22 protein-coding genes are annotated in these 21,544 nt (G+C 58.3%); 10 read left to right on the top strand and 12 right to left on the bottom strand.

Features of this window, described 5'->3' with window-relative positions:
- Window positions 1-47 precede the first annotated feature (47 nt).
- The 5 genes from IM284_RS20565 (at window position 48) to IM284_RS20545 (ending at window position 5,796) form a co-directional block, all read left to right on the top strand.
- Window positions 48-1,451, top strand: coding sequence for a TolC family outer membrane protein (locus tag IM284_RS20565; RefSeq protein WP_047367530.1), 1,404 nt, complete (start codon window positions 48-50; stop codon window positions 1,449-1,451).
- On the top strand, window positions 1,448-3,643 hold the full coding sequence (locus tag IM284_RS20560) for a type I secretion system permease/ATPase (RefSeq protein ID WP_047367529.1): 2,196 nt from the start codon (window positions 1,448-1,450) through the stop codon (window positions 3,641-3,643). Before IM284_RS20565 ends, IM284_RS20560 begins: the two co-directional genes overlap by 4 nt.
- Window positions 3,644-3,653: 10 nt before the next feature.
- A complete protein-coding gene (locus IM284_RS20555) occupies window positions 3,654-4,823 on the top strand; it encodes an HlyD family efflux transporter periplasmic adaptor subunit (RefSeq protein ID WP_088204896.1) in 1,170 nt (389 codons plus the stop codon).
- 315 nt (window positions 4,824-5,138) lie between these two features.
- A complete protein-coding gene (locus tag IM284_RS20550; RefSeq protein ID WP_047367528.1) occupies window positions 5,139-5,438 on the top strand; it encodes a type II toxin-antitoxin system RelE/ParE family toxin in 300 nt (99 codons plus the stop codon).
- A gap of 10 nt (window positions 5,439-5,448) precedes the next feature.
- A complete protein-coding gene (locus IM284_RS20545) occupies window positions 5,449-5,796 on the top strand; it encodes a HigA family addiction module antitoxin (protein ID WP_047367527.1) in 348 nt (115 codons plus the stop codon).
- Window position 5,797: 1 nt separating this feature from the next.
- Here IM284_RS20545 and IM284_RS20540 read toward each other — a convergent pair whose 3' ends face one another.
- Window positions 5,798-6,529 (bottom strand): helix-turn-helix domain-containing protein, encoded by a 732-nt coding sequence (locus tag IM284_RS20540; RefSeq protein ID WP_193055876.1) that lies wholly within the window; start codon window positions 6,527-6,529, stop codon window positions 5,798-5,800.
- A 97-nt stretch (window positions 6,530-6,626) separates the two neighbouring features.
- Between IM284_RS20540 and IM284_RS20535 the strand changes: the two genes are divergently transcribed.
- On the top strand, window positions 6,627-7,046 hold the full coding sequence (locus IM284_RS20535; protein WP_023619020.1) for a nuclear transport factor 2 family protein: 420 nt from the start codon (window positions 6,627-6,629) through the stop codon (window positions 7,044-7,046).
- Between the two features lie 45 nt (window positions 7,047-7,091).
- On the opposite strand, the gene IM284_RS20530 is transcribed toward IM284_RS20535, so the two are convergent.
- Window positions 7,092-8,273: a PLP-dependent aminotransferase family protein gene (locus tag IM284_RS20530; protein WP_047367525.1), complete on the bottom strand. Its 1,182-nt coding sequence runs from the start codon at window positions 8,271-8,273 to the stop codon at window positions 7,092-7,094.
- 19 nt (window positions 8,274-8,292) lie between these two features.
- The gene (locus IM284_RS20525; RefSeq protein WP_047367524.1) at window positions 8,293-9,180 is read right to left on the bottom strand and encodes a LysR family transcriptional regulator; all 888 of its coding nucleotides are present in this window, start codon (window positions 9,178-9,180) and stop codon (window positions 8,293-8,295) included.
- A gap of 97 nt (window positions 9,181-9,277) precedes the next feature.
- On the opposite strand from IM284_RS20525, the gene IM284_RS20520 reads away from it, so the two are divergent.
- Window positions 9,278-9,880: a short chain dehydrogenase gene (locus tag IM284_RS20520; protein ID WP_047367523.1), complete on the top strand. Its 603-nt coding sequence runs from the start codon at window positions 9,278-9,280 to the stop codon at window positions 9,878-9,880.
- Here IM284_RS20520 and IM284_RS20515 read toward each other — a convergent pair.
- From IM284_RS20515 to IM284_RS20485, 7 genes are all read right to left on the bottom strand, one after another.
- Window positions 9,874-10,608: a bifunctional 2-polyprenyl-6-hydroxyphenol methylase/3-demethylubiquinol 3-O-methyltransferase UbiG gene (locus IM284_RS20515; protein ID WP_047367522.1), complete on the bottom strand. Its 735-nt coding sequence runs from the start codon at window positions 10,606-10,608 to the stop codon at window positions 9,874-9,876. The genes IM284_RS20520 and IM284_RS20515 overlap by 7 nt on opposite strands.
- A gap of 119 nt (window positions 10,609-10,727) precedes the next feature.
- On the bottom strand, window positions 10,728-12,107 hold the full coding sequence (locus IM284_RS20510; RefSeq protein ID WP_047367521.1) for an amidohydrolase family protein: 1,380 nt from the start codon (window positions 12,105-12,107) through the stop codon (window positions 10,728-10,730).
- The gene (locus IM284_RS20505) at window positions 12,100-13,065 is read right to left on the bottom strand and encodes a carbamate kinase family protein (protein WP_047367520.1); all 966 of its coding nucleotides are present in this window, start codon (window positions 13,063-13,065) and stop codon (window positions 12,100-12,102) included. The genes IM284_RS20510 and IM284_RS20505 overlap by 8 nt, the downstream gene beginning before the upstream one ends.
- Window positions 13,062-14,612, bottom strand: a complete 1,551-nt coding sequence (locus tag IM284_RS20500) for a hypothetical protein (protein WP_045260886.1) — start codon at window positions 14,610-14,612, stop codon at window positions 13,062-13,064. The genes IM284_RS20505 and IM284_RS20500 overlap by 4 nt, the downstream gene beginning before the upstream one ends.
- Window positions 14,613-14,623: 11 nt before the next feature.
- A complete protein-coding gene (locus IM284_RS20495; protein WP_028014165.1) occupies window positions 14,624-16,039 on the bottom strand; it encodes a DUF1116 domain-containing protein in 1,416 nt (471 codons plus the stop codon).
- Window positions 16,039-17,580, bottom strand: a complete 1,542-nt coding sequence (gene fdrA / locus IM284_RS20490) for an acyl-CoA synthetase FdrA (RefSeq protein ID WP_047367519.1) — start codon at window positions 17,578-17,580, stop codon at window positions 16,039-16,041. The genes IM284_RS20495 and fdrA overlap by 1 nt, the downstream gene beginning before the upstream one ends.
- Before the next feature lie 107 nt (window positions 17,581-17,687).
- Entirely contained in the window at window positions 17,688-18,293 is a 606-nt protein-coding gene (locus IM284_RS20485) for an ankyrin repeat domain-containing protein (RefSeq protein WP_041908539.1), read from the bottom strand.
- A gap of 319 nt (window positions 18,294-18,612) precedes the next feature.
- On the opposite strand from IM284_RS20485, the gene IM284_RS20480 reads away from it, so the two are divergent.
- The gene (locus IM284_RS20480) at window positions 18,613-19,542 is read left to right on the top strand and encodes a LysR substrate-binding domain-containing protein (RefSeq protein WP_028014168.1); all 930 of its coding nucleotides are present in this window, start codon (window positions 18,613-18,615) and stop codon (window positions 19,540-19,542) included.
- Here IM284_RS20480 and IM284_RS20475 read toward each other — a convergent pair.
- The gene (locus IM284_RS20475; RefSeq protein ID WP_032644909.1) at window positions 19,539-19,697 is read right to left on the bottom strand and encodes a YqaE/Pmp3 family membrane protein; all 159 of its coding nucleotides are present in this window, start codon (window positions 19,695-19,697) and stop codon (window positions 19,539-19,541) included. The genes IM284_RS20480 and IM284_RS20475 overlap by 4 nt on opposite strands.
- A gap of 179 nt (window positions 19,698-19,876) precedes the next feature.
- Here IM284_RS20475 and IM284_RS20470 point away from each other — a divergent pair, with 179 nt between their 5' ends.
- Both IM284_RS20470 and IM284_RS20465 read left to right on the top strand, forming a co-directional pair.
- The gene (locus IM284_RS20470; RefSeq protein WP_028014169.1) at window positions 19,877-20,398 is read left to right on the top strand and encodes a rhodanese family protein; all 522 of its coding nucleotides are present in this window, start codon (window positions 19,877-19,879) and stop codon (window positions 20,396-20,398) included.
- Between the two features lie 79 nt (window positions 20,399-20,477).
- Window positions 20,478-20,657, top strand: a complete 180-nt coding sequence (locus IM284_RS20465; protein ID WP_028014170.1) for a hypothetical protein — start codon at window positions 20,478-20,480, stop codon at window positions 20,655-20,657.
- A gap of 38 nt (window positions 20,658-20,695) precedes the next feature.
- On the opposite strand, the gene stpA is transcribed toward IM284_RS20465, so the two are convergent.
- The gene (stpA, locus tag IM284_RS20460; protein ID WP_041908535.1) at window positions 20,696-21,100 is read right to left on the bottom strand and encodes a DNA-binding protein StpA; all 405 of its coding nucleotides are present in this window, start codon (window positions 21,098-21,100) and stop codon (window positions 20,696-20,698) included.
- Between the last annotated feature and the right edge of the window lie 444 nt (window positions 21,101-21,544).

Genomic DNA, 21,544 nt, shown 5'->3' with positions numbered 1-21,544 from the left:
GCCCGGGCATAAATAAAAAAGTACAGCTTTATTATTAGGGACAAGACATGGGAATAAAGATGCCTTACTGGTGGCTCTCGTGCTGCCTGATATCTGTACCCGCCATCGCGGCAAACCCGGCGGCAACCATCAATACCGGACAGCTCCGCGAAACGCAGGAACTCCCCTCACTGAATGGCCGCGTCGCCCCGGTGGCAGGCAAAGCCGCTCCCGGTTCACTACAGCTTGGCGAGGCCGTTAATCGCGCCGTCACCTGGCACCCGGCGATCGCTGAAGCCGTGGGCAAACTCTACGAACAGAACGAAGAGGTCGACGTCGCCAAATCGAAATACTATCCGCAAATCAACGCCGGCATGGACAACGGGTATTCCCACGACGGCGACCAGAACGGCTTTACGCCGTCGCTGGTGCTCTCTCTTTCACAGATGCTCTACGACTTCGGCAAAGTGGCAAGCCAGGTGCGGGCCGAAAACGCCGGGGTCGCCCAGCAGCAGGCCAACGTTCTGGTCAGCATCGACACCATCGCCCACGATACCGCCATCGCCATGGTGCAGGTGCAAACTCTGCAGCAGATGGTCGACACCGCCAAAGAGCAGCTCGACGCCCTCTCATCAATCGGCAAGCTGACCCGCCAGCGTAACGACGAAGGGGCCACTTCCCTGTCTGACGTGGTGCAGACCGACGCGCGCATTGAAGGGGCACGCGCCCAGCTGATGCAGTATCAGGCCAGCCTCGACAGCGCCCGCGCCACGCTGATGAGCTTTCTCGGCTGGAACAGCCTGAACGATATCAGCAATGACTTTCCGCAGAAGCTGGCCCGCAGCTGCGATATCGCCGAGCCGGACGATCGTCTGGTGCCTGCGGTCCTCGCCGCCTGGGCACAGGCGAACGTCGCTCAGGCTAATCTTGACTACGCCGACGCGCAGATGACGCCAACCGTCTCGCTGGAGCCGGAAGTCCGTCACTACCTGAACGATCGCTACGCGGGTAACGAAACGCGGGACCGCACCCAATATTCCGCCTGGGTGAAAGTCCAGATGCCGCTCTATCAGGGCGGCGGGCTCACCGCCCGACGCAACGCCGCCGGTCACGCGGTGGAAGCGGCGCAGTCGACCATTCAGCGCACGCGCCTCGATGTCCGCCAGAAGCTGCTGGAGGCCCGCAGCCAGGTCATGAGCCTGCAAAGCACGCTGCAAATTCAGGGCCGCCAGGAGGCGCTCAGCGCCCGCACCCGCGAGCTCTACCAGCAGCAGTATCTTGATCTCGGCTCACGCCCGCTTCTGGACGTGCTCAACGCCGAGCAGGAGGTCTATCAGGCGCGCTTTACCCAGCAGCAGACCCTCGGTCAGCTGCATCAGCTGCAGCTCAACTGCCTCTATAACACCGGGCAATTGCGTCATGCGTTCGATCTTGATAACCGCACCATCCAGACCGTGGAGATCCAGCCATGAAGCAACGCGACATCCCGCAGGGGGAAACGATGACGGATGAGGCGCTGGAGCAGTGGGCTCAGGCGTTTGGCTTTGTCGCCACGCGCTACCGCGTTGCCTGTTCGCCAGGCTCGCTCGTCGCGGGCGCGCCGTGGCTGAAAGGCAAACCGATGGTGCCCGCGCTGACTCAGCTTGCCCGTGAAGCCGGGCTGACGTTCCAGCTGCTGACGGCCGATCAGCAGTCGATCAACAGCTGGCGTCTGCCGGTGGTGGTGGCGCTGAACGACGGAAAAATCGGCGTGATCGAGAATTTCGACGGAGACGATACGCTCGAGGTCAGCTTTTTCGACGACAAGACATACACCAACCGCCTGTCGATGAGCGCAATGTTGCCCGCCATCCGCCACGTTATCGCCCTGCGTCCGCTGGCCGCGCTTAAGGACAGCCGCGTGGACGCCTACATCTCAAAGTACCGTCCGGACTGGCTCTACCGGCTGGTGATGCGCGACCTGCGCCCCTACAGCTGGGTGATGCTGGCGGCGCTGTTTATCAATGTGCTCTCCCTCTCCGGCATTGTCTTTTCCATGCAGGTGTATGACCGGGTGATCCCCGCCCAGTCCTACCCGACGCTCTACGTGCTGACCATCGGGGTGCTGATCGCCACCCTGTTTGGCTTTGTGCTGCGCGTTGCGCGCGGGCACATTATGGATCTGCTGGGCAAACGCTCGGATCTGCGCGTCTCGGATCGCGTGTTCGGCCACGCGTTACGGCTGCGCCACAGCGCCATTCCGCGCTCCACCGGCAGCTTTATCTCCCAGTTGCGCGAGCTGGAGCAGATCCGCGAGATGGTCACCTCCTCCACCATCTCGACGATTGTCGATCTGCCCTTCTTCTTCCTGTTTGTGGTGGTGCTGGCGATCATCGCGCCGCAGCTGGCGTGGATCGCCCCGGTGGCGGCAGTGATCATGGTGCTGCCGGGCCTGCTGCTGCAAAAGAAGCTGGCCGAGCTGGCGAAGCAGTCGGCGCATGAATCCACCCTGCGCAACGCGGTGCTGGTGGAGAGCGTGCAGGGGCTGGAGGACATCAAGCTGATGCAGGCGGAGAACCGCTTTTTGCAGCAGTGGAACAGCTATATCCAGATCACCGCGGAATCCGGCCTGCGCACCCGCGAGCTCACCCAGAACTTGATCAGCTGGGGGATGACCGTCCAGAGCCTGGTTTACGCCGCCGTGATCGTGGTTGGCGCGCCGATGGTGATTGACGGCACGCTGACTACCGGCTCGGTGGTAGCCGCCTCAATGCTGGCCTCGCGGATGATCGCCCCGATGGCGACGCTGTGCGGCGTGCTCGCCCGCTGGCAGCAGGTTAAGGCCGCCAAAGAGGGGCTGGACAGCATTATGCAGCTTCCTACTGAAAATCAACGTGAAGAGAAGCCGATCCGCCAGGACGTGCTGCGCGGACACTATCTTTTCGAGCAGGCGCAGTTCCGCTATCAGCCGGAAGATCCGCGCATGGCGCTGCGCATTAACCGTCTGGAGATCAGGCCGGGCGAGAAAGTGGCGATCCTCGGGCGTAACGGCGCGGGCAAATCCACTCTCCTGCAGGCAATGGCGGGCGGCATGGATCTGGCGGCCGGCGAGTTGCGGCTCGACAACCTCAGCCTGCCGCATCTGGACGTGGCCGACGTGCGGCGAAACGTTGGCTTTATGACCCAGAACGCGCGGCTGTTTTACGGCACCCTGCGCGAGAACATCACCCTCGGCATGCCGCGCGCCACCGACGAAGAGATTTTCGAGGTGCTGGAGATGTGCGGCGCAGCCAGTTTTGTGCAGAAGCTGCCAAAGGGGCTGGACTACCCGATTATGGAGAACGGCGTGGGATTGTCCGGCGGTCAGCGGCAGTCGATTCTGCTGGCGCGGATGCTGCTGCGCGATCCGAATATCGTGCTGATGGACGAACCGACCGCTTCCCTTGACGAACACACCGAGCGGGAATTTATCCAGCGCCTGGGGGCGTGGCTCGGCAACCGGACGCTGGTTGTCGCCACCCACCGCGTGCCGGTGCTGGAGCTGGTGGAGCGCGTGGTCGTGCTGAAAGATGGGATGCTGGTCATGGACGCGCCAAAAGCGCAAGCGCTGAACAACAGCCGCATGCAGCAACAGCAGCAGGCAGCAACCGGACGGGAGTGGAAAAATGAAAATCAGTCAGCGTGACGTAGCCGCGATGGACGATCTGGATAATGCGCTCGACTCCGAAAGCGGCTATACCGGCGCGCGGCGGATTGTGATCTTTTCGCTGCTGATGTTTGTGGCGCTGGGCGTCTGGGCGTGGTTTGGGATGCTGGATGAAGTCTCAACGGGAACCGGAAAAGTGATCCCCAGCTCGCGCGAGCAGGTGCTGCAGTCGCTGGACGGGGGGATCCTCACCGAGCTGAACGTTCACGAGGGCGATCAAGTGCAGGCCGGACAGGTGCTGGCGCGGCTGGATCCTACCCGCTCGGAATCTAACGTCGGCGAAAGCGCGGCGCGCTACCGCGCGTCGCTGGCCTCCAGCGCCCGTCTGTACGCCGAGGTGAACGATCTGCCGCTGAAGTTCCCGCCTTCGCTGGAGAAATGGACCGAACTGACCGCCGCCGAAACGCGGCTCTACAATTCGCGCCGCGCGCAGCTGGAGGACACGCAGCGTGAACTGCGTTCAGCGTTAGATCTCGCAAACAAAGAGCTGGCGATCACCCAGCGGCTGGTAAAAACCGGCGCCGCCAGCCACGTGGAAGTGCTCCGCCTGCAGCGGCAGAAAAGCGACCTGGAGCTGAAGCTCACCGACGTGCGTTCCCAGTATTACGTTCAGGCGCGCGAGGCGTTATCCAAGGCCAACGCCGAGGTGGATATGGTCTCGGCGATCCTCAAAGGCCGCGAGGATTCCGTCACCCGCCTGACGGTAAAATCCCCGGTGCGCGGGATCGTAAAAAACATCAAAGTCACCACCATCGGCGGCGTGATCCCGCCCAACGGCGAGCTGATGGAGATTGTGCCGGTGGACGATCATCTGCTGATTGAAACCCGCCTCTCGCCGCGCGATATCGCCTTTATCCACCCGAACCAGGAGGCGCTGGTGAAGATCACCGCCTATGATTACGCCATCTACGGCGGGCTGCACGGGGTGGTGGAGACTATATCCCCGGACACTATCCAGGACGAGGCCAAGCCGGAGGTGTTCTACTACCGCGTGTTTATCCGCACCAGCCAGGATTATCTGGTGAATAAGGCGGGCAGGCATTTCTCGATCGTGCCGGGGATGATTGCCACAGTGGACATCAAGACCGGAGAGAAAACGGTACTGGATTATCTGATCAAGCCATTTAACCGGGCGAAGGAGGCGCTGAGGGAGCGATAGTCTTCGCCGGGCGGCGGCTACGATCTTCCCCTTCACCCTCTCCCCAAAGGGGCGAGGGGATGATTCGCTGCTCGCATTAATTTGTGGGGATTCTTCAGCCCTGTGGGAGAGGGCTGGAGTGAGGGCATCATGCCGCACCCACACCACAATCCCCCTTTTCTGGAATCCGCCTCGAAGAAACCGCTTTTAATGACGCCTTCCGCTTTCCTTCAGCCTGCATCAGGGTAACATAGCCGCCAATCGAAACGCACTTGCGCACTGTGCAAGAGTGCATTACTATCCACATAGCTTCATGGAGTGGAGCTCATAAGCGCTATGATTAATCATTTTCGTGATCAATGGCTTAAGGATTTTTTTCTGTACGGGAAATCAAGCAATGTGATCCCTTCAAGCCTTGAATCAGCCTTAGCGAGGAAGCTGGATATGATCAACGCTGCCACCTCGCACCGGGAGCTGAGATCCCCGCCAGGCAATATGTATGAATCGCTGAATCCCCCGCTTGCAGGGTACTCTGCGATTCGCGTTAACAGGCAATACAGGTTGGTATTCAGGTCGTCAGAGGGCAAAGCAGACGATCTCTACCTCTCTCCGCACAAGTACACGCCATACAAATGAGGCATTACCTATGACTCTTCAACAGGCTCTACGCAAACCCACCACGCCGGGCGATGTGTTGCAGTATGAATATCTTGAGCCGCTCAATCTGAAAATTAGCGATCTCGCGGAAATGCTTAACGTGCACCGTAACACCATCAGTGCTCTCGTTAATAATAATCGTAAACTGACGGCCGATATGGCAATCAGACTGGCCAAGGCATTCGATACCACCATTGAATTCTGGTTGAACCTGCAGCTAAACGTCGACGTCTGGGAAGCACAAACTAATTCCCGGACTCAGGAGGAGTTGAGCCGTATAAAAACGATTGCAGAAATCATGGCAAAAAGGAAATCAGGCCAGCCGGATGTGGCCTGAATCAAACCGGCTCTACAGCGCCACCTTTAATCCCCCACTGCCCCGGCGTTTTACCGGTCCACATTCTGAAAACCTCAATAAATGCGCTGACGCTGCTGTAGCCGCAGGACAGCGCAATCCATCCCACCGGCTTCCCCGCCGCCAGCCACTCCATTGCCTGCATGACGCGCGCCAGCTGCCGCCAGTTGACGAAGTTCATTCCCGTCTGGGCGCTAAATCGACGGTTAAACGTACGCACGCTCATCCCGGCATGGCTGGCATGGCTCTTGACCGTTTGATTATCATCGACACACTGCAGCAAGTGGCTGACCACGTTCTTCAGATGCGGATCCGTCGGTACGGGCAGATAAAAGCGCACCTGAGGCGTCAGGGCAAGCTCATCCAACAGCAGGGTGAGCTTTCGCGGATCGTACTCGTTTTCTGCAACGCTTAAGCGGGAAAACAGTGCATGAGTGAGATCGTCGGGCTCGAACAGCGCGGGGGCATCGGGAAGCATTGCACAGCACGCAGGGTCAAGATAGATAGCGCAGCCTTCTATCGCGCTTTCAGAAAAGGCGGCGTGCTGCTGGCCCGGCGGGATCCAGCCAATATGGTTTGCCGGTACAACCGAACGCCCCTGTTGGGTCTCAATCACCAGCAGCCCCGTTGCAATACGCCAGAGCTGTCCGGTGGGATGGCTGTGCCACGCGGTGCGGTAACCGCCGGGATGGCGGAGCGTCTCTGTACCGATCATCTTATCCTGGCCGAAAATCGTTATTCATCGACGTATTACAGAAACTGCGCCGTCGACTGTCAAGGATAATGGTGGCTCAACTACACAAGGAGCCAACATGAGCATCATCACAACCCTGATAGCCCAGCCTGACAATACCCTACAGCGCGAGAAAATGGCGTGCCTGTTAAGCCGCTTGTTCAAGGGCGAATTAGATCCCGCAGAGGTGTTCACGCCCGATTACCAGCAGTACACGGATGGTCACGCGCTTGATTATCGGGGTTTTGTGCAGCACCTGAACCACGTCCGCTCGCAGATCCGCGCAATCGCATTCAGGGTAGAAGAGCTGGCCTGTCACGAGAATCTTTTAGCAGACCGGCACTGGGCTACGGTGACATATCCAGATGGTCGCCAGGCGGAATTAGAGGTGTATATGTTTGCCGCACTGCGCGAGGGGAAAATCTGTCGTATCCATGAAGTGACGCAGACGATCGGCGGCGATGCTTCAGACCGCGCGCTCGCCCACGCCACGCAATAAGCTCACCCTGCGCGCACAACGGCAACTGCCGTTATGCGCGCTCTGTTACAGGGAGATCTTCAGGCGTCGAACCGCTTCTTTAAGCTGCTCATCCGTTGGGGTGACGAATGACATGCGCAGCGTTGTCGGGTCCGGTTCGTTGCAGTAGAAGAACTCGCCCGGTACAAACACCACGCCGTTGCTTAAGGTTTTTTCCAGCCATTTCGTCGTATTCATGCCGTTGTTCATTTTTGCCCACAGGAACATCCCGCCCTTCGGCTTGTGGAACGACATCACATCGCCCAGCTCGGCTTCCAGTTCCGTTGCAAACGTCTGGTATTTCTGGCGATAGGCCTCGCGGATCATTTTAATCTGGTTCGCCAGACGCCCGGTTTTCAGGTACTCGTAGGTCATCAGCTGGGACAGCGTGCTGGTGTGCAGATCGGTGGTTTGCTTGAGGTTTACCACCGCGCGCTTCAGCCATTCCGGCACCAGCACCCAGCCCACGCGGGTGCCCGGCGCGAGGATTTTGGAGAAGGTAGAGGTGTACACCACGTTATCCTCATTGCCGATATCTTTCGCATGGGCAATCAGCGGGCGGAACACGTCGTCGGTGTAGTTAATTTCGCTGTACGGATCGTCTTCGATAATCACGAAATCATAGCGCTTTGATAATTCCACCAGCTGTTTACGGCGCGCTTCGGAAAGCGTTACGCCGCCAGGGTTACCAAAGGTTGGAACGATATAAACCGCCTTGATGGTTTTCTTCGCCACCAACGCTTCAAGTTCATCGACCTTCATGCCGTCGCCGTCGGTGCCGACGGATTCAAAATTCGCCTGTGCCAGGCCAAAGACCTGCAGCGCAGCGAGATAGGTAGGACGTTCAACGACAACCGTATCGCCCGGATTAATTAACGCACGCGCCAGCACGTCCAGAGATTGTTGAGAGCCGGAAGTAATGACCACGTCATCGGCCTTACAGGCGATGCCGCGCCCCTCGCAGATGCGTTTAATTTCTTCGCGCAGCCCCGGTACACCTTCCGTCAGGCCATACTGGAACGCCTCGCCAAAATTCTGTGACAACACGGCATCGGCGGCAATTTTAAGCCCTTCGCGATCGAACAGGTCCGGATTGGGAATACCGCCGCCCAGCGAAATCACGCCCGCCATTTTGCTATGTTTTAATAATTCACGGATGGCAGATGATTGCAGGCCCTGCGCGCTGCTGGCGAGTTTGTTTGCAGACATTCTTTGATTACCTTCTTTTTTATATTGTGCCCAATCTTAGCAGAATATGAGCAATAAATTCCGTTAGCTTAGGGAGGGGACGCAAATCCTGACGCCACAGTAAATACACCGGCCTCGGCGCGGGCGTGAACGGCTCCAGCACACGCACCAGCCTGCCGCTTGCCAGCTCTTCCGCCACCAGCACTTCCGGTTGCAGCAGCAGCCCTGCCCCGGCTCGCGCCGCCATGCGTAAGCCGTAGCCGTCGTTGCATCTTAATATCGCATCCCGCTTCCAGCGCACCTCCCCTTCCGCACCCGGCAGCCGCCACTCGTTGCGCGCGGTCCACACCGTGTGCGACAGGCACAGATGATCCACCAGATCGGCGGGCGTCTGCGGCGTGCCGTGTCGCGCCAGATAATCCGGCGCGGCGCAGATCACCATGTTGTAGGGACACAGATATTTCGCCACCAGATCGTCATTGCGGATATCGCCAATGCGAATGGCCAGATCGACCCCCTCTTCTACCAGATCAACCATCCGGTTGGTGAGATCCAGTTCGATACGCACTTCCGGGTAGCGCTGCAAAAATGTGGCCGTCAGAGGGGCGATCGCGCAGCCGCCAAACGACGTGGGGGCGGTGACGCGCAGGGTGCCGGCGGGCGTCGCGCGCAGCCGTTCAACCGCGCTTTCGGCAATCGAGACCTGCTCCAGCACGCGCCTGGCCTCTTCGAAATAAACGCGTCCGGCGTCGGTCAGGCTCTGGCGACGGGTATTGCGCTCCAGCAGCCGCGTGCCGAGCTGAGATTCGAGCAGCGCAATATATTTCCCGACCATCACCGCCGACATCTCCAACCGCGCCGCCGCGCCGGTGAAGCTGCCGCTCTCTACCACCGCGATAAACGTCTCCATGCCGCGAAGCTTATCCATATTCCAAACCCCTGGTTAGTAATCATCTAACTTTAGCCCAGTTTATCTGACTTTTTATTTATTAAAGAATGAGGGCTCACAACATGAGGAGTCGGATATGAAAATCGTCATTATTGGTGCCAGCGGTACGGTCGGTCGTGCCGTAACCGAAGAGTTAAGCCGTCGTCACGAGATCATCCGCGTGGGCCGCACGCGGGGCGACTACCAGGTGGATATCACCTCGCAGGCGAGCGTGCAGGCGCTGTTTGAGAAAATCGGCCCGGTGGATGCGATTGTCTCCGCCAGCGGCGGTCTCTACTTTGGCCCGCTCGCGACCATGAAGGACAGCGACTTCAACCAGGGCCTGCAGGACAAGCTGCTCGGGCAGGTGCGTCTGGCGCTGACCGGCCAGCATTATCTGAACGAAGGCGGCTCGATTACGCTGATAAGCGGGATTGTGGCGCACGAGCCGATTGCGCAGGGCGTGAATGCCACCACGGTCAATGCGGCGCTGGAAGGGTTTGTCCGCGCCGCAGCCTGCGAACTGCCGCGCGGGATCCGCATTAACCTGATTAGCCCAACGGTACTGACGGAATCCGCCGAAGCGTATGACGGGTTCTTCCCTGGCTTTGAAAGCGTTCCCGCCGCGACCGTTGCTCAGGCCTACCGCCGCAGCGTGGAAGGGGTACAGAGCGGGCGGGTGTATAAGGTAGGTTACTGAGCCTTACGGGCGGAAATCAGCACCAGCATCGGGCGCTCCGCCTCTTCGGACAATGCAGGCCAGGCGTCAATCTGCGCCTGCGTTGGTCCCCACTCATTGACTTCACTTATCGTTAACCCGGCCTTTATCAGCGCGTTAAGCGTGGTGCCCAGCGTGCGGTGGTATTTAATCACTCCATCCGCCAGCCAGTTGCTGACGCGCTGGCTTTCGTCCTGATAATGGTTCACGCCCCAGAACCGCTCGCCGCTGTCGTCGGTCAGCCAGCCCTGACGGGTGGCGCAGGTGTAAATCGGGTGCTCCATCGAGAAGACCAGGCTGCCGCCGGGTTTTAGCGCGCGATGAACGTTGGCGAATAGCGTGCCCAGCTCCGGCAGGTAGTGTAGCGCCAGCGAGCTGTAGACCAGATCGAGACTGTTTTCGCGAAGCTGAAGAGATTCCAGATCGCTACGCTGATAGTGAATCTCCGCGTCATCCGTCAGTTCAGCCGCGCGGGCAAGCATTTTTTCTGAGATATCGACGCCCGTAACGTCAGACGCGCCCAGCGCGCGCGCCGCGCGGCAGAACCAGCCGTAACCGCAGCCGAGATCGATAACCGCTTTGCCGGTTAAATCAGGCAGCATTGCCTTGAGCGCAGGCCACTCAGGCGCACCGTCCAGCCCCTGCACCGAGCGCGGAAGCTGAGCGTAGCCTTCAAAAAACGCCGGGTTGTCGTAGATGTTTTGTGCCATGGCAGATCCCTCTTTAAGAATGTGCATAGCAGTATACTGCATTGTCGGGTGGCGGTTTCACCTTACCCGACCTACGATCCCATGTTGATCCAGTAAGCGCAGCGCCACCCGGATCGCTTTTAGCCAACAACACCCCAGACGAGATTCCCCTTGTGGAACGTCGCGGTCCGCGGAGAAATGCGCGCCACCGCCTCGGCGGAACAGGAGGCGTCCACCAGCACAAAGCTGGCGTCGTCCTGCGCTTTCGGCCATACGCGTTCACCTTTATCGTTCAGCGGCAGCACGTCGCCGGTGGCGATGCCGAGCGCGCGGGAGAGCGTCTGCTCGTTCGGGCGAATATAGAGCTGGGCGTACAGATTGGCTTTCTCCAGCATGTCCCCCAGACCGTACGGCGACCAGTGGTCGATCACGCTGTCGGTGCCGGTCATAACAAACACGCCCTTCTCCCGCAGCTGCTTCAGCGGCATGTGCAGGGTGCCAATCGGCACGGTGGAGGCGATGGTCACCTGCTGCGCCGCCATGCGGGTGGCAATCTCATCCACCTGCGGCTCATTGAGCGTCGCCAGCGCGAAGGCGTGGCTGATGGTCAGCTTCCCCTTCAGCTCCGGTGTTTTCTCCACGGTTTCCACCATGTAGTTCACCGCCGCCACGCCCGCCGGGCTGGTTTCGTGCAGGTGAATATCCACCCCTTTGTCGTAGTCCAGCGCAATCTGGAACATGGTATCGAGCGATTTCTCCATCGCGCCGTCAACGCTGGTTGGGTCCAGCCCGCCTACGTAGTGCGCCCCCGCCTGCATCGCCTCGCGCATCAGCTTTTCAGCGTTGGAGAGCAGCAGGCCGTGCTGCGGGAAGGCAACGATTTCGCAGTCAAAACCTGCGCTGCGGCGCGCCAGCACCGCCTGCAAATTTTCCAGGTTTTTCAGGCCGGAAACCGGCTCAATATTGCAGTGGCTGCGGGCGATGGTGGATCCTTTCGACTGGATCAGGTCGATCAGCTTTTCGGCACGTTCTTGCGTGTAGGGCTGTAACTCCGGCAGCAGCTTCTGCTCCAGGCGGATCATGTCCTGAATGGTGGTGCCCGCCGGACGGTTCAGGGAGCGCCACGGGCCGCCGTAGAAGGTTTTATCCAGGTGAATGTGCATGTCGCGCATCGCCGGAAGCATCAGCTTTTTACCCGCGTCGTAGTGCGGCAGCGCGGCGTCGGCGTGGCTGCCGTTATCGCGCAGGGCGACAATTTTCCCGTCTTTTATCTCCAGCGTTTTCAGCTCGGTGCGGGTGCTCGTCGCCACGCTGCCCTCGAAATTAAACCCGGCTTCAAGCAGCACGTTGTCCAGATAGTAATGTTTTGCAGTGATGTTCATCGGTTTCCCCGTCTCGCAGGTTGCCTTTGCAGAGTCGGCAGCATACGCGACGGAGCCGGTGGCGCCAAACAGCGCGCAGGCGGTGACCATTTTGCCGCTCTGGCTGATAAACTCGCGGCGGCTTTTGTTTTCACTCATCTTGTCTTCCTTCATTAACAATGTGGGTACCCGTTTCACCGCGCAGCGCCGCGGGCAGGCAGTCCGGCGAGGTGATGATCACGCGCCTGCCGCCGTGGCGTAAAAATGCCAGCGAGGCGACGATTTTGGGCAGCATGCTGCCCGCCGGAAAGTGTCCTTCATCCATGTAGCGCGTCATCTGCGCCACGCTGACGGTGTCCAGCGCCTGCTGGTCTGGCTTGCCGAAGTTAACGCAGACTTTCTCCACGCCGGTGGTTATCACCAGCACGTCGGCGCAAATCTCGCGGGCCAGCAGCGCGGTGGAGAGATCTTTATCGATAACCGCATCCACGCTCTGATAATCCCCTTGCTCGCTGCGCACCACGGGAATGCCTCCGCCGCCCGCGCCGATGACCACAAAACCTTTCTGCGTTAGCGCCTTAATCGCATCCGCCTCGACGATGCGCAGCGGCTGGGGCGAGGCCACCACGCGGCGATAGCCCCGGCCTGAATCCTCGACAAAATGCCAGTCCGGGTGCGCGAGCTGTAGCTCGTCGCGCTGCGCCTCGCTGAAGAACGCGCCGATCGGTTTTGTCGGGTGCGTAAAGCCGGGATCGTTTTTATCCACCTCCACCTGGGTGACGACCGTGACCGCCTTTTGCTCGCCGCGCGCCGCCAGGCGGTTGTTGAGCGCCTGTTGGATCAGGTAGCCGATGCCGCCCTGGGTATCCGCCACGCAGTTTGCCAGCGGGGTCAGCGGCAGCCCTTCCCGCTCGTGAGCGATCTCGGCGCGGCGCAGATCCAGCCCCACCTGCGGGCCGTTGCCGTGGGTGAGGACGATGTCATAGTCGGAGGCCAGCATTTCGAGCACCGACTCGGCCACCGCTTTGACCGCCTGCGCCTGATGTTCAATCGACTGGCTGGCGTTGTCTTTGATAATGCTGTTGCCGCCGATGGCGACGACCATTAGCTCTTTCATACGTTTTCCTTCGCAACAGTAACTTCAGCGCTCGCAACTTCGCGGCTGTCGAGGAAATGCTTCACCACAAACATGCCGCCCATCATCAGGTAGGCCGTGACGAACATCAGGGAACTGCCCTCGGCAAATCCCACCACTGGCGCGTGGATCACGCCAAACAGCGCCAGCAGCGCGCCTCCTGCGGCGGCGACGGCCCCGCGCAGCGGTTTGTTGATGATGGCGAAGATAGCGATACAGCCCCAGAGCATGCTGGCGAGCGGCGCACCGTTGCCGAGGTGCATCAGCCCCTCGTAGTAGATCCCTTTGCTGTGCAGCACGTCGGTGCCAATTTTCGCCGCGCTGGTTCCCGCCGCGCTCATCACGCTGTTCATCATGGTCAGCGCCCAGTTAGCGATCCACGGGAACAGGCAGATAAAGATGACGGGCACCTCCACTTTAGGCGTTTCCCGCACCACCTGGTTGGCGGTGACAACACCGATAAACACCAGAATCGGCACGATAGCGGTCATCGGTATGATGGCGAGCATAAAGGCCCCCAGCCCGAACAGCGGCACGATGAACATGGTCACGCCGGACGCCAGCGTGTAGCCGATGCTCGCCCCCATCGCCTTCCAGCCAGGATGGCCCACGTAGACCGTGACCGGGAACGGGTTGCCCATCAGGCAGCCGAGCATGGAAGCCAGGCCGTTCGCCAGCATCACCTTGCGGGTCGGGTACTCATCCCCCGCCGCGTGGGCGCTTTCGATGTTCTCCAAGTCAAAGATGTAGTTCGCCAGACCCAGCGGTACGGCGGACGCCAGATAAGGCAGCGCGTGCGGCAGGCCCTGCATAAAGCTGTCCACGTGCACTTCCGGCGGGTTAAAGCCGAAGGATGACATGGACGCCTTAATGGCATCCGGGCTTTGCAGTCCGGAAATCCACGCCAGCGCCGTTCCGGCAATCAGCAGCAGCAGGCCGGTCGGGATTTTGGCGAAAATTGGCTTTTTACCGAACCAGTTAATGAAGATCAGCAGCAGAACGATGAACGACACGGTGGGCGCTTCGAACGCCTGCAACATTGGGTTCATCGCCAGCAGCAACAGGCCAAGACCGGACAGGCACGACAGCAGCACGGTACGCGGGATCATCTTGCGGATGGTCTCACCCAGGAACGAGCCGCCCGCGAGGATCATCGCTTCCACGAAGCACCACACCAGGCCAATCTGAATCGCGAAATCCGCATCGCCGGTTTGCTGGTAGACGGGCATCAGGACCAGGAAGGTCACGGTAAAAATCGAGGGTGCGCTCGGGCCGGACGGCAGCGCGGTGACGTCCGTACGTCCGGTAGCGCGCGCCATTTGCAGGCCAAACCATGTGTAGCATAAGCTCGCTACCAGCACCGCCAGCCCGAAGGCCGGCGCGATGCGTCCATAAACAATCTCCTTCGGGATGCCGACGACAAAAATGAGCAGCCCCATCATGGTCAGCAAATTAGTCAGGTTGTTGGTCATCAACCCGAAATAGGCCGCCCAGTCACCTCTTTTCCACTCCAGTTTCATGTTTTTCATGGATGCATACCTTATAGAACGTAGCGATCGCGGAAGGTCAACAGCGCCTTTTCAAAACAGCTAAACGGCGGGTGAACGATGCCCGCCCCAATCATGCCGATGCCCGCGTCTTTGTGGGCAATGGCGGTGTTGATCACCGGCAGAATGCCGCTGCCCGCCACTCTGGTGATGTCGATGGCGGTTGGAATGCCCATAAACGACAGCAGCGGAATGGTGACGTTCGGGTTCTCGCCGAGGGTGATTTCGCGCATCTGGCGCGAGAAGTCGATGGCTTCCTCCACCGTGCCGCCCACCAGCGCAACGATGGCCGGTGCCGTCGCCATCGCAAAGCCGCCGATGCCGTAGGTTTCGGTGATGGCGCTGTCGCCAATATCCAGTCCGGAGTCTTCCGGCTTGTAGCCTGCGAACATCGGGCCAATCACCTGCTGCGCCGGACCGGTAAACCACTGCCCCGGCAGGCCGGAAACGCGCAGGCCGAACTCGTAGCCGTTGCGCGCCATGGTGGTAACCACGGTGCTATATTCAATGCCGTGAGCGGCATCCAGCGCGGCTTTACACATCGCCATCCACGTCGGGCCGGAGAAGTAGTCGCTGCTGGCGACAAACTCAAACACCTCGCGCTGCTGCTCCACCGGGTAGCCCGCCTGAATCAGCCCCGGCGTCAGCGCCTGGATCAGCAGCGTGGTGCCGGCGTTGTTGCGGTTGTGGCACTCGTCGCCCATGTGCAGCGCCTGGGCCAGCATCAGGCGCAGGTCGATTTCGCCGATGATATTCATCGCGTCGCGCAGCATCGGGCCGAGCACGTCGCGCATCCAGTTCAGACGGTCGATCACGCTCTGGTCGTTAGCCCCCATGCGCAGGATCTTCGCCATCTGCTCGCTGAGGTTGGTGAACGCCCGGTTGCCGTAGGTTTTGTTCTCAACGATGTGCATAAACATCGAGGCGGAGGTGACGCCCGCCATGGAGCCCACGCAGTCGTGCTCGTGGCACGGCGAGAAGGTGATCTCACCTGAAGCCGCCAGCCTTGCGGCATCCTCCAGATCCGTCGCCAGCCCTTCAAATACCAGCGCACCGGTAACCGCGCCCTTCATCGCCCCGCACATGTTTTCCCAGGAGACAGGCGGACCGGCGTGCAGAATGGTGGTGCGAGTCATGCCCGGCACTACGTTAATTGCCTGGTCATAGCCCACCAGCACCGGATGGGACTGGATAATGCGCTCAAGGGCGATTTTGTTCGCGGCGGCGATCTTCTCCGCCAGCGGTTTCTCTGCCAGCTGGTCGAGCGCTTCTACCACCTGCATGTTGCCCTGCCCCGGCGGCGTCCAGTCGAGCTGTGTCACGGGAACGTGCTGCTTTTTGAGGTCGTCGCTGAACATCGCAATGCCGACGTTAATGACGTTAAGCGGCTGGTTGAATAAAGTGGTCATTATGCTTTCTCCCCTTTGCAAACAAATTCACGTGCCAGTAATCCGGTGTTGGTGCTGCTGCTGGCCCAGATGACGCCTGCGTCGGTCAGCAGCTGGCACTGCTGCGCCAGCGACTGCGGATCCTGGTCGGTGCCGAGCACGTAGCCGAGGATCTCCAGCGGACGGTTATCGGCCTTCGCGATCGCCTGCGCCTCTTTGATCGCGTCGATCATCACCCCCACCGGATCCTCGTGCGCGCCGAAGCCGAGCACGAAGTCCATCACAATGACGGCCACCTGCGGATCGCGCGCCTCCTGCAGCAGGCGGCTGATGCGGTTGGTCGGGTCGATCATTGGGTGCGGTTTGCCGTTGGTGAAGTCGTCGTCACCGAAGTCAAGGAAGGTGTGGGCCTGGCTGACGCTGATGTCCTTCAGGCGCTTAGCCGGATCGGGCTGGATATTGCTCCAGACATCGTCGAACTTCTCCAGCGCGGCAAACATCGCTTCGTCGCACAGGGTGCCGCCGCAGAACAGGCCGCGAATGTACTTCTGCTGCGGGGTCAGGCGGGCGCGCACCTCTTCAATCAAAGGCCAGTTGAGCGGATGCAGATCCAGGGACTCTTTTTTAATGCCGGTAAGCAGCACCGCCTTCAGCGCCGCTTCTTTGGTGCCACGCGCAAACTGCAGGCCGTCTTCATCGGCGGGCGGTTCGCTGCGGCCGAGGAAGCAAACAACCACCGGCTTGCGGCAGGCTCTGGCGCGAGTCAGCACCTTTTCTGCCACCGCTGGCGCAGGCGGCTTGGAGATGAGCGCAATCACCTGAGTGCCCTCATCCGCCTCAAGCATGTCGATGGCGTCGAGCATCATCAGGCCGCCGATTTTTTCGCTGAGATCGCGCCCGCCGGTGCCGATCAGCTGCGACACGCCGCCGCCGAACTCGTGAATGCGCACGCTCAGCTCCTGGCTGCCGGTGCCGGAGGCGCCAACAATCCCAATCGGCCCGCGACGCACCGCGTTGGCGAAGCACAGCCCCGCACCGTTGATGATGGCGGTTCCGCAGTCAGGCCCCATCATCAGCAGCCCTTTCTCATGCGCCAGTTGCTTCAGCGCCAGCTCGTCGTCGAGCGACACGTTATCGGAAAAGAGCATGACGTTAAGATCGTTTTCCAGCGCCTGACGCGCTTCACGAGCGGCAAAGGTGCCGTTGACGGAAATGACCGCCAGGTTGCTGTCCGGGCGATGGGTCTTGGCGCTGGCAATCGTCGCGTAGCGTGCTTCATGGCCGCCGCTGCTCGCTTTGCGTGTAAATAAGGCTTCTATTTCCGCCAGCGTTTCATCGTTCGCCGCGTCGCCTTTAATCACGATCATCAGGTCGCCATTTTTGGCTTCCGCTAATTCCGGCGTGAGCAGCCCGAGATTTTTCAGAACGCCTTTATTCATTTCCGTCGCCATCGCCACAAACGCCTGTTCGACGCCCGGCAGTTTATTGGCTTTGGTGGAAACCGACATTAAGGAAACCGAATCGAAATACGTGTTCTTTTTTATGACGATTTTGGTTGGCATTGTTTTCTCCTGAATACGGATAAAAGGGGGCCGCCGTCGCGCAGAATGCACGTCGGTAAAAATACTGTTTGAATTAACGGCCAGCCGGACGTGGCTGGCCGAATGCGTTATGCGCCCGCCGCCAGCAGCAGGTCGGCTATTGCATCGAAGCCTTTTTCCCGCGCCAGTTCGAGCGGGGTTTTGCCGTATTTATCGGTCATGTGGGGATTCGCGCCGTGATCCAGCAGCAGCTTCACAATTTCCTGCTGCTTTGCGCCGCCGTCATTCAGCACGATGGCTTCCAGCAGCGGCGTCCAGCCGACAAAGTTAGTGTGGTTGACGTTAATATCGGTTTTTTCCAGTAGCTCGCGCACGATTTCAACGTGGCCTTTTTCACTGGCAGGGGTAATGCCCACGCCGCCGAAGCGCGTCAGACGGTCGAGATCCGGATTCGCCGGAAGAACGATGCGCAGCAGGGTTAAATCATTAGTCAGGCAGCTTATCAGGAAGGGGTTAAAACAGGTCTGGTCCTGTTTATCAATATCCGCGCCGGCGGCAATTAAAAATTCCACGCAGGCATAATGCTTTTTCAGGCTGGCAATAATAATGGCGGTTCTTTTCTGGCGGTTGGTGGCGTTAATATCCACGCCGTTATCCAGGCAGGCTTTTAGCGCGTCGATGTTGCCCTCTTCTGCCGCCAGCAGAAATTCCGTAACGAGTGCGTTTGCAGACATATTCAGTCTCCCAATGTTTCACTTCTGATGACCTGAGAATAGCAACAGCCTGGTCACAAAAGAATCCGCTTAAAAATGATTCATCGACACGCAATTCATTGTTGAGTTAAATTCAACAGTCAGGCTAAAACGTGCGTCTGTGCAACCTTTTTCTTATGGTTTACCGTTTTTTAGCGCCTCAGGCAGCATTATCCTTATGGTTGTAAAAGCCTTGCAGGACGCGGCTCAGCGTAAATAGTCAGAACTGTGACACACTTCAAATATGATGTAACGGCGCTGTTAAAATATGTTCAAAACTGATGGCTGAGGATGCTGTGATATGAATTCCATCTTTACCGAAGAGAACCTGCTGGCCTTCACCACCGCGGCACGCTTCGGCAGCTTCAGCAAAGCCGCCGCCGAGCTGGGTGTGACGACCTCCGCCATTAGCTACACCATTAAGCGCATGGAGACCGGGCTGGATGTGGTGCTGTTTGTGCGCAACACGCGCAGCATCGAGCTGACGGAGTCCGGGTTTTATTTTTACCGTAAAGCCACCGACCTGCTGAATGACTTCCACGCCATCAAGCGCGGGATTGATACCATTTCGCAGGGCATCGAGGCGCGAGTGCGCATCTGCATTAATCAGCTCTTGTATACGCCGCGCCATACCGCGCGTTTGCTGCAGGTGCTGAAAAAGCAGTTTCCCACCTGCCAGATCACGGTGACGACCGAGGTGTATAACGGCGTCTGGGATTCGATCATCAACAATCAGGCCAACATCGCGATTGGCGCGCCGGATACGCTGCTGGACGGCGGCGGGATTGATTACACCGAAATTGGCGCCATTCGCTGGGTGTTTGCCATCGCGCCGGAACATCCCCTCGCCTTTGTTCCCGAACCGATAGCGGAGAGCCAGTTGCGCCTGTACCCCAACATCATGGTGGAAGATACCGCGCATACCATCAACAAGAAGGTCGGCTGGCTGCTGCACGGGCAGGAGGCGATTCTGGTGCCGGATTTCAACACCAAGTGCCAGTGCCAGATTCTGGGGGAAGGGATTGGCTTTTTGCCGGAATACATGGCAAGAGAAGCGATGGAAGACGGTCTGCTCATCACGCGGCGTATTAACAATCCGCGGCAGGACTCGCGCATGCTGCTCGCCACGCAGCATGCGGCGACCGGCCAGGTGACGCGCTGGATCAAACAGCAGTTTGGCCCGGAAGGCGTATTAACCGGTATATACAGTGATTTACTGTGGCGTGCTTAGTTTTTCGTCTGCACCCAAAACGCGTGGATAAGGCCCGGGAAGTAACCCAGGATGGTCAGAAGGATGTTCAGAATAAACGCCCAGCCCAGTCCCTTGCCAAGCAGCACGCCCAGCGGCGGGAGAATAATCGTAAAAACAACGCGCCAAAAACCCATAATCACTCCGTGCAAGCTAACCAATTGAAAATTAAAAAGAGACATTTCTCTAAGCATAGCCAGTTTACGGGTTACTGCCATTCGTCTCTCGCGCTTTTACCTGCCTTTACCCTCTTTACACTGGCTTAAGCCCTTCCTTAAATGTTCTACTACTCATAAATTGACCGTAAGGAAACACCATGTCTCTTTCTCTTATTTCGCCACAGCAGGCGAATGCGCTTATTAAAGAAGGCGCAAAACTGATTGATATTCGCGATCCCGACGAGTATGCCCGCGAGCATATTCCGGCAGCACGCTCCATACCGCTGGATTCTTTACCCGGCGGGCTCAACGCTGCCCCTGGTGAAACGGTGATTTTCCACTGTCAGTCCGGGACACGGACATCAAACAATGCTGCGCGACTTGCGCAGGCAGCGTTGCCGGCTCAGGCCTTCGTGGTTGAGGGGGGCATTCAGGGCTGGAAGCAGGCCGGGCTGCTGACCGTTGAAGATAAATCCCAGCCGCTCCCGCTGATGCGGCAGGTACAAATTGCCGCCGGGCTGCTAATCCTCTGCGGCGTGGTGCTGGGTTATAGCGTCTCCAGCGGCTTTTTCCTGCTGAGCGGTTTCGTCGGTGCCGGGCTGCTGTTCGCCGGTGTGACAGGTTTTTGTGGTATGGCACGGTTGCTGAAAGTGATGCCGTGGAACCGTCATACCTCATAAGCAGTAATCAATGAATTACGCTGTACCCGGCTTCAGACGTCGGCTAAGGTGAAGATCGCTAAAACGATGAGGAGGTTATATGTTTTCTGTCGGTGATTATGTGCAACCGCTTAAAGGCGGCCCAAAGCTGAAAGTGCTCGAAGTGAACGGTGAAAACGTGGTGGCGGTACAGGCCAGCAATGAACAAGGCGAGAAATATACGCTGAAAGCGGCCGATTTGGCGCCGTATACCGAAGAAGGTGATTTCGGCGTCTGCTGAACAGACAACCGGGCGGCTTGTTCCGCCCGGTCCACGTATTAGATCAGAAAATCATCCAGTGATTTACCCTCTGCCAGCGCGCTGGCAATAGGCTTCGGCGTGCGGCCCTGGCCGGTCCACGTTTTTTCTTCACCGTTCTGGTCAATAAAGCGATATTTCGCTTCACGCGGTTTACGCTTTTTAGTCGGTTTACCCGCCTGCGCCAGTTCTGAACCCAGCAGGTCAGTCGGAGAAATACCATCGGCTTTCATCAGTTCCAGCAGGGTATTAATTTTTTCCTGCTGTTCAGCGCGCTGCTGCTCTAATTCCGCCAGCTCATTGCGTTTTTCTTCAGTAACGACCCTGACCTTTTCCAGCATTTCCTCAAGAACGTCCAGGGTTAATTCTCGCGCCATCGCGCGCAGGGTTCGGATATTATTAAGATTCTGTAACGTCAAAGACATATTATTGAAAACCTTTTCTTTGGGGTAAATAGATAAATCGCCCCAAGAATAATTCATTTCAGTTGAAATATCTACCCAAAGGTCCAAACGGGCATAAATGTAAATATATTTAAATATCGCCGTTAATAATAGCGCATAGCATTGGCGGGAAACACGTAGTTCTAATCACCAAATCAATATAAATGGTCAACTTTAATCCAAATCACAGCATACTGCGCTCTCATCAGGGGAGCGGATTTCTGCGTCAAAAGCAAAACACTTAAGCAACTGATTTATATAAGAAAAACATTTAATGAGACAGATTATAACGAACCGGATATAAAACAACCAATTTTAGAGAATTTTGTGGACAAAAGGCGAGTAAATAAAAATTAATCACTAGTTGTTAGTTCAAACATAGAGATATACGCTATACACCTCAAACAAACCAACATAAAGAACTAG

The organism is Enterobacter cloacae complex sp. P12RS (assembly GCF_014895875.1).
GTDB classification, from domain to species: Bacteria; Pseudomonadota; Gammaproteobacteria; order Enterobacterales; family Enterobacteriaceae; genus Enterobacter; species Enterobacter bugandensis.
The sequence above is the reverse complement of the archived record's forward strand: the minus strand, read 5'-3'. Positions and strand labels throughout refer to the sequence as shown.

Excerpts from the sequence above, each read along its gene's own strand:
- IM284_RS20520 (WP_047367523.1), top strand. The coding sequence starts at position 9,278 with ATGAAAATCGTCATTATTGGTGCCAGCGGTACGGTCGGTCGTGCCGTA.
- IM284_RS20545 (WP_047367527.1), top strand. The coding sequence starts at position 5,449 with ATGACTCTTCAACAGGCTCTACGCAAACCCACCACGCCGGGCGATGTG.
- IM284_RS20470 (WP_028014169.1), top strand. The coding sequence starts at position 19,877 with ATGTCTCTTTCTCTTATTTCGCCACAGCAGGCGAATGCGCTTATTAAA.
- IM284_RS20480 (WP_028014168.1), top strand. The coding sequence starts at position 18,613 with ATGAATTCCATCTTTACCGAAGAGAACCTGCTGGCCTTCACCACCGCG.
- IM284_RS20525 (WP_047367524.1), bottom strand. The coding sequence starts at position 9,180 with ATGGATAAGCTTCGCGGCATGGAGACGTTTATCGCGGTGGTAGAGAGC.
- fdrA (WP_047367519.1), bottom strand. The coding sequence starts at position 17,580 with ATGCCAACCAAAATCGTCATAAAAAAGAACACGTATTTCGATTCGGTT.
- IM284_RS20515 (WP_047367522.1), bottom strand. The coding sequence starts at position 10,608 with ATGGCACAAAACATCTACGACAACCCGGCGTTTTTTGAAGGCTACGCT.
- IM284_RS20510 (WP_047367521.1), bottom strand. The coding sequence starts at position 12,107 with ATGAGTGAAAACAAAAGCCGCCGCGAGTTTATCAGCCAGAGCGGCAAA.
- IM284_RS20485 (WP_041908539.1), bottom strand. The coding sequence starts at position 18,293 with ATGTCTGCAAACGCACTCGTTACGGAATTTCTGCTGGCGGCAGAAGAG.
- IM284_RS20505 (WP_047367520.1), bottom strand. The coding sequence starts at position 13,065 with ATGAAAGAGCTAATGGTCGTCGCCATCGGCGGCAACAGCATTATCAAA.
- IM284_RS20560 (WP_047367529.1), top strand. The coding sequence starts at position 1,448 with ATGAAGCAACGCGACATCCCGCAGGGGGAAACGATGACGGATGAGGCG.
- IM284_RS20500 (WP_045260886.1), bottom strand. The coding sequence starts at position 14,612 with ATGAAAAACATGAAACTGGAGTGGAAAAGAGGTGACTGGGCGGCCTAT.
- IM284_RS20475 (WP_032644909.1), bottom strand. The coding sequence starts at position 19,697 with ATGGGTTTTTGGCGCGTTGTTTTTACGATTATTCTCCCGCCGCTGGGC.
- IM284_RS20540 (WP_193055876.1), bottom strand. The coding sequence starts at position 6,529 with ATGATCGGTACAGAGACGCTCCGCCATCCCGGCGGTTACCGCACCGCG.
- IM284_RS20535 (WP_023619020.1), top strand. The coding sequence starts at position 6,627 with ATGAGCATCATCACAACCCTGATAGCCCAGCCTGACAATACCCTACAG.
- stpA (WP_041908535.1), bottom strand. The coding sequence starts at position 21,100 with ATGTCTTTGACGTTACAGAATCTTAATAATATCCGAACCCTGCGCGCG.
- IM284_RS20465 (WP_028014170.1), top strand. The coding sequence starts at position 20,478 with ATGTTTTCTGTCGGTGATTATGTGCAACCGCTTAAAGGCGGCCCAAAG.
- IM284_RS20495 (WP_028014165.1), bottom strand. The coding sequence starts at position 16,039 with ATGACCACTTTATTCAACCAGCCGCTTAACGTCATTAACGTCGGCATT.
- IM284_RS20530 (WP_047367525.1), bottom strand. The coding sequence starts at position 8,273 with ATGTCTGCAAACAAACTCGCCAGCAGCGCGCAGGGCCTGCAATCATCT.
- IM284_RS20555 (WP_088204896.1), top strand. The coding sequence starts at position 3,654 with ATGGACGATCTGGATAATGCGCTCGACTCCGAAAGCGGCTATACCGGC.
- IM284_RS20550 (WP_047367528.1), top strand. The coding sequence starts at position 5,139 with ATGATTAATCATTTTCGTGATCAATGGCTTAAGGATTTTTTTCTGTAC.
- IM284_RS20565 (WP_047367530.1), top strand. The coding sequence starts at position 48 with ATGGGAATAAAGATGCCTTACTGGTGGCTCTCGTGCTGCCTGATATCT.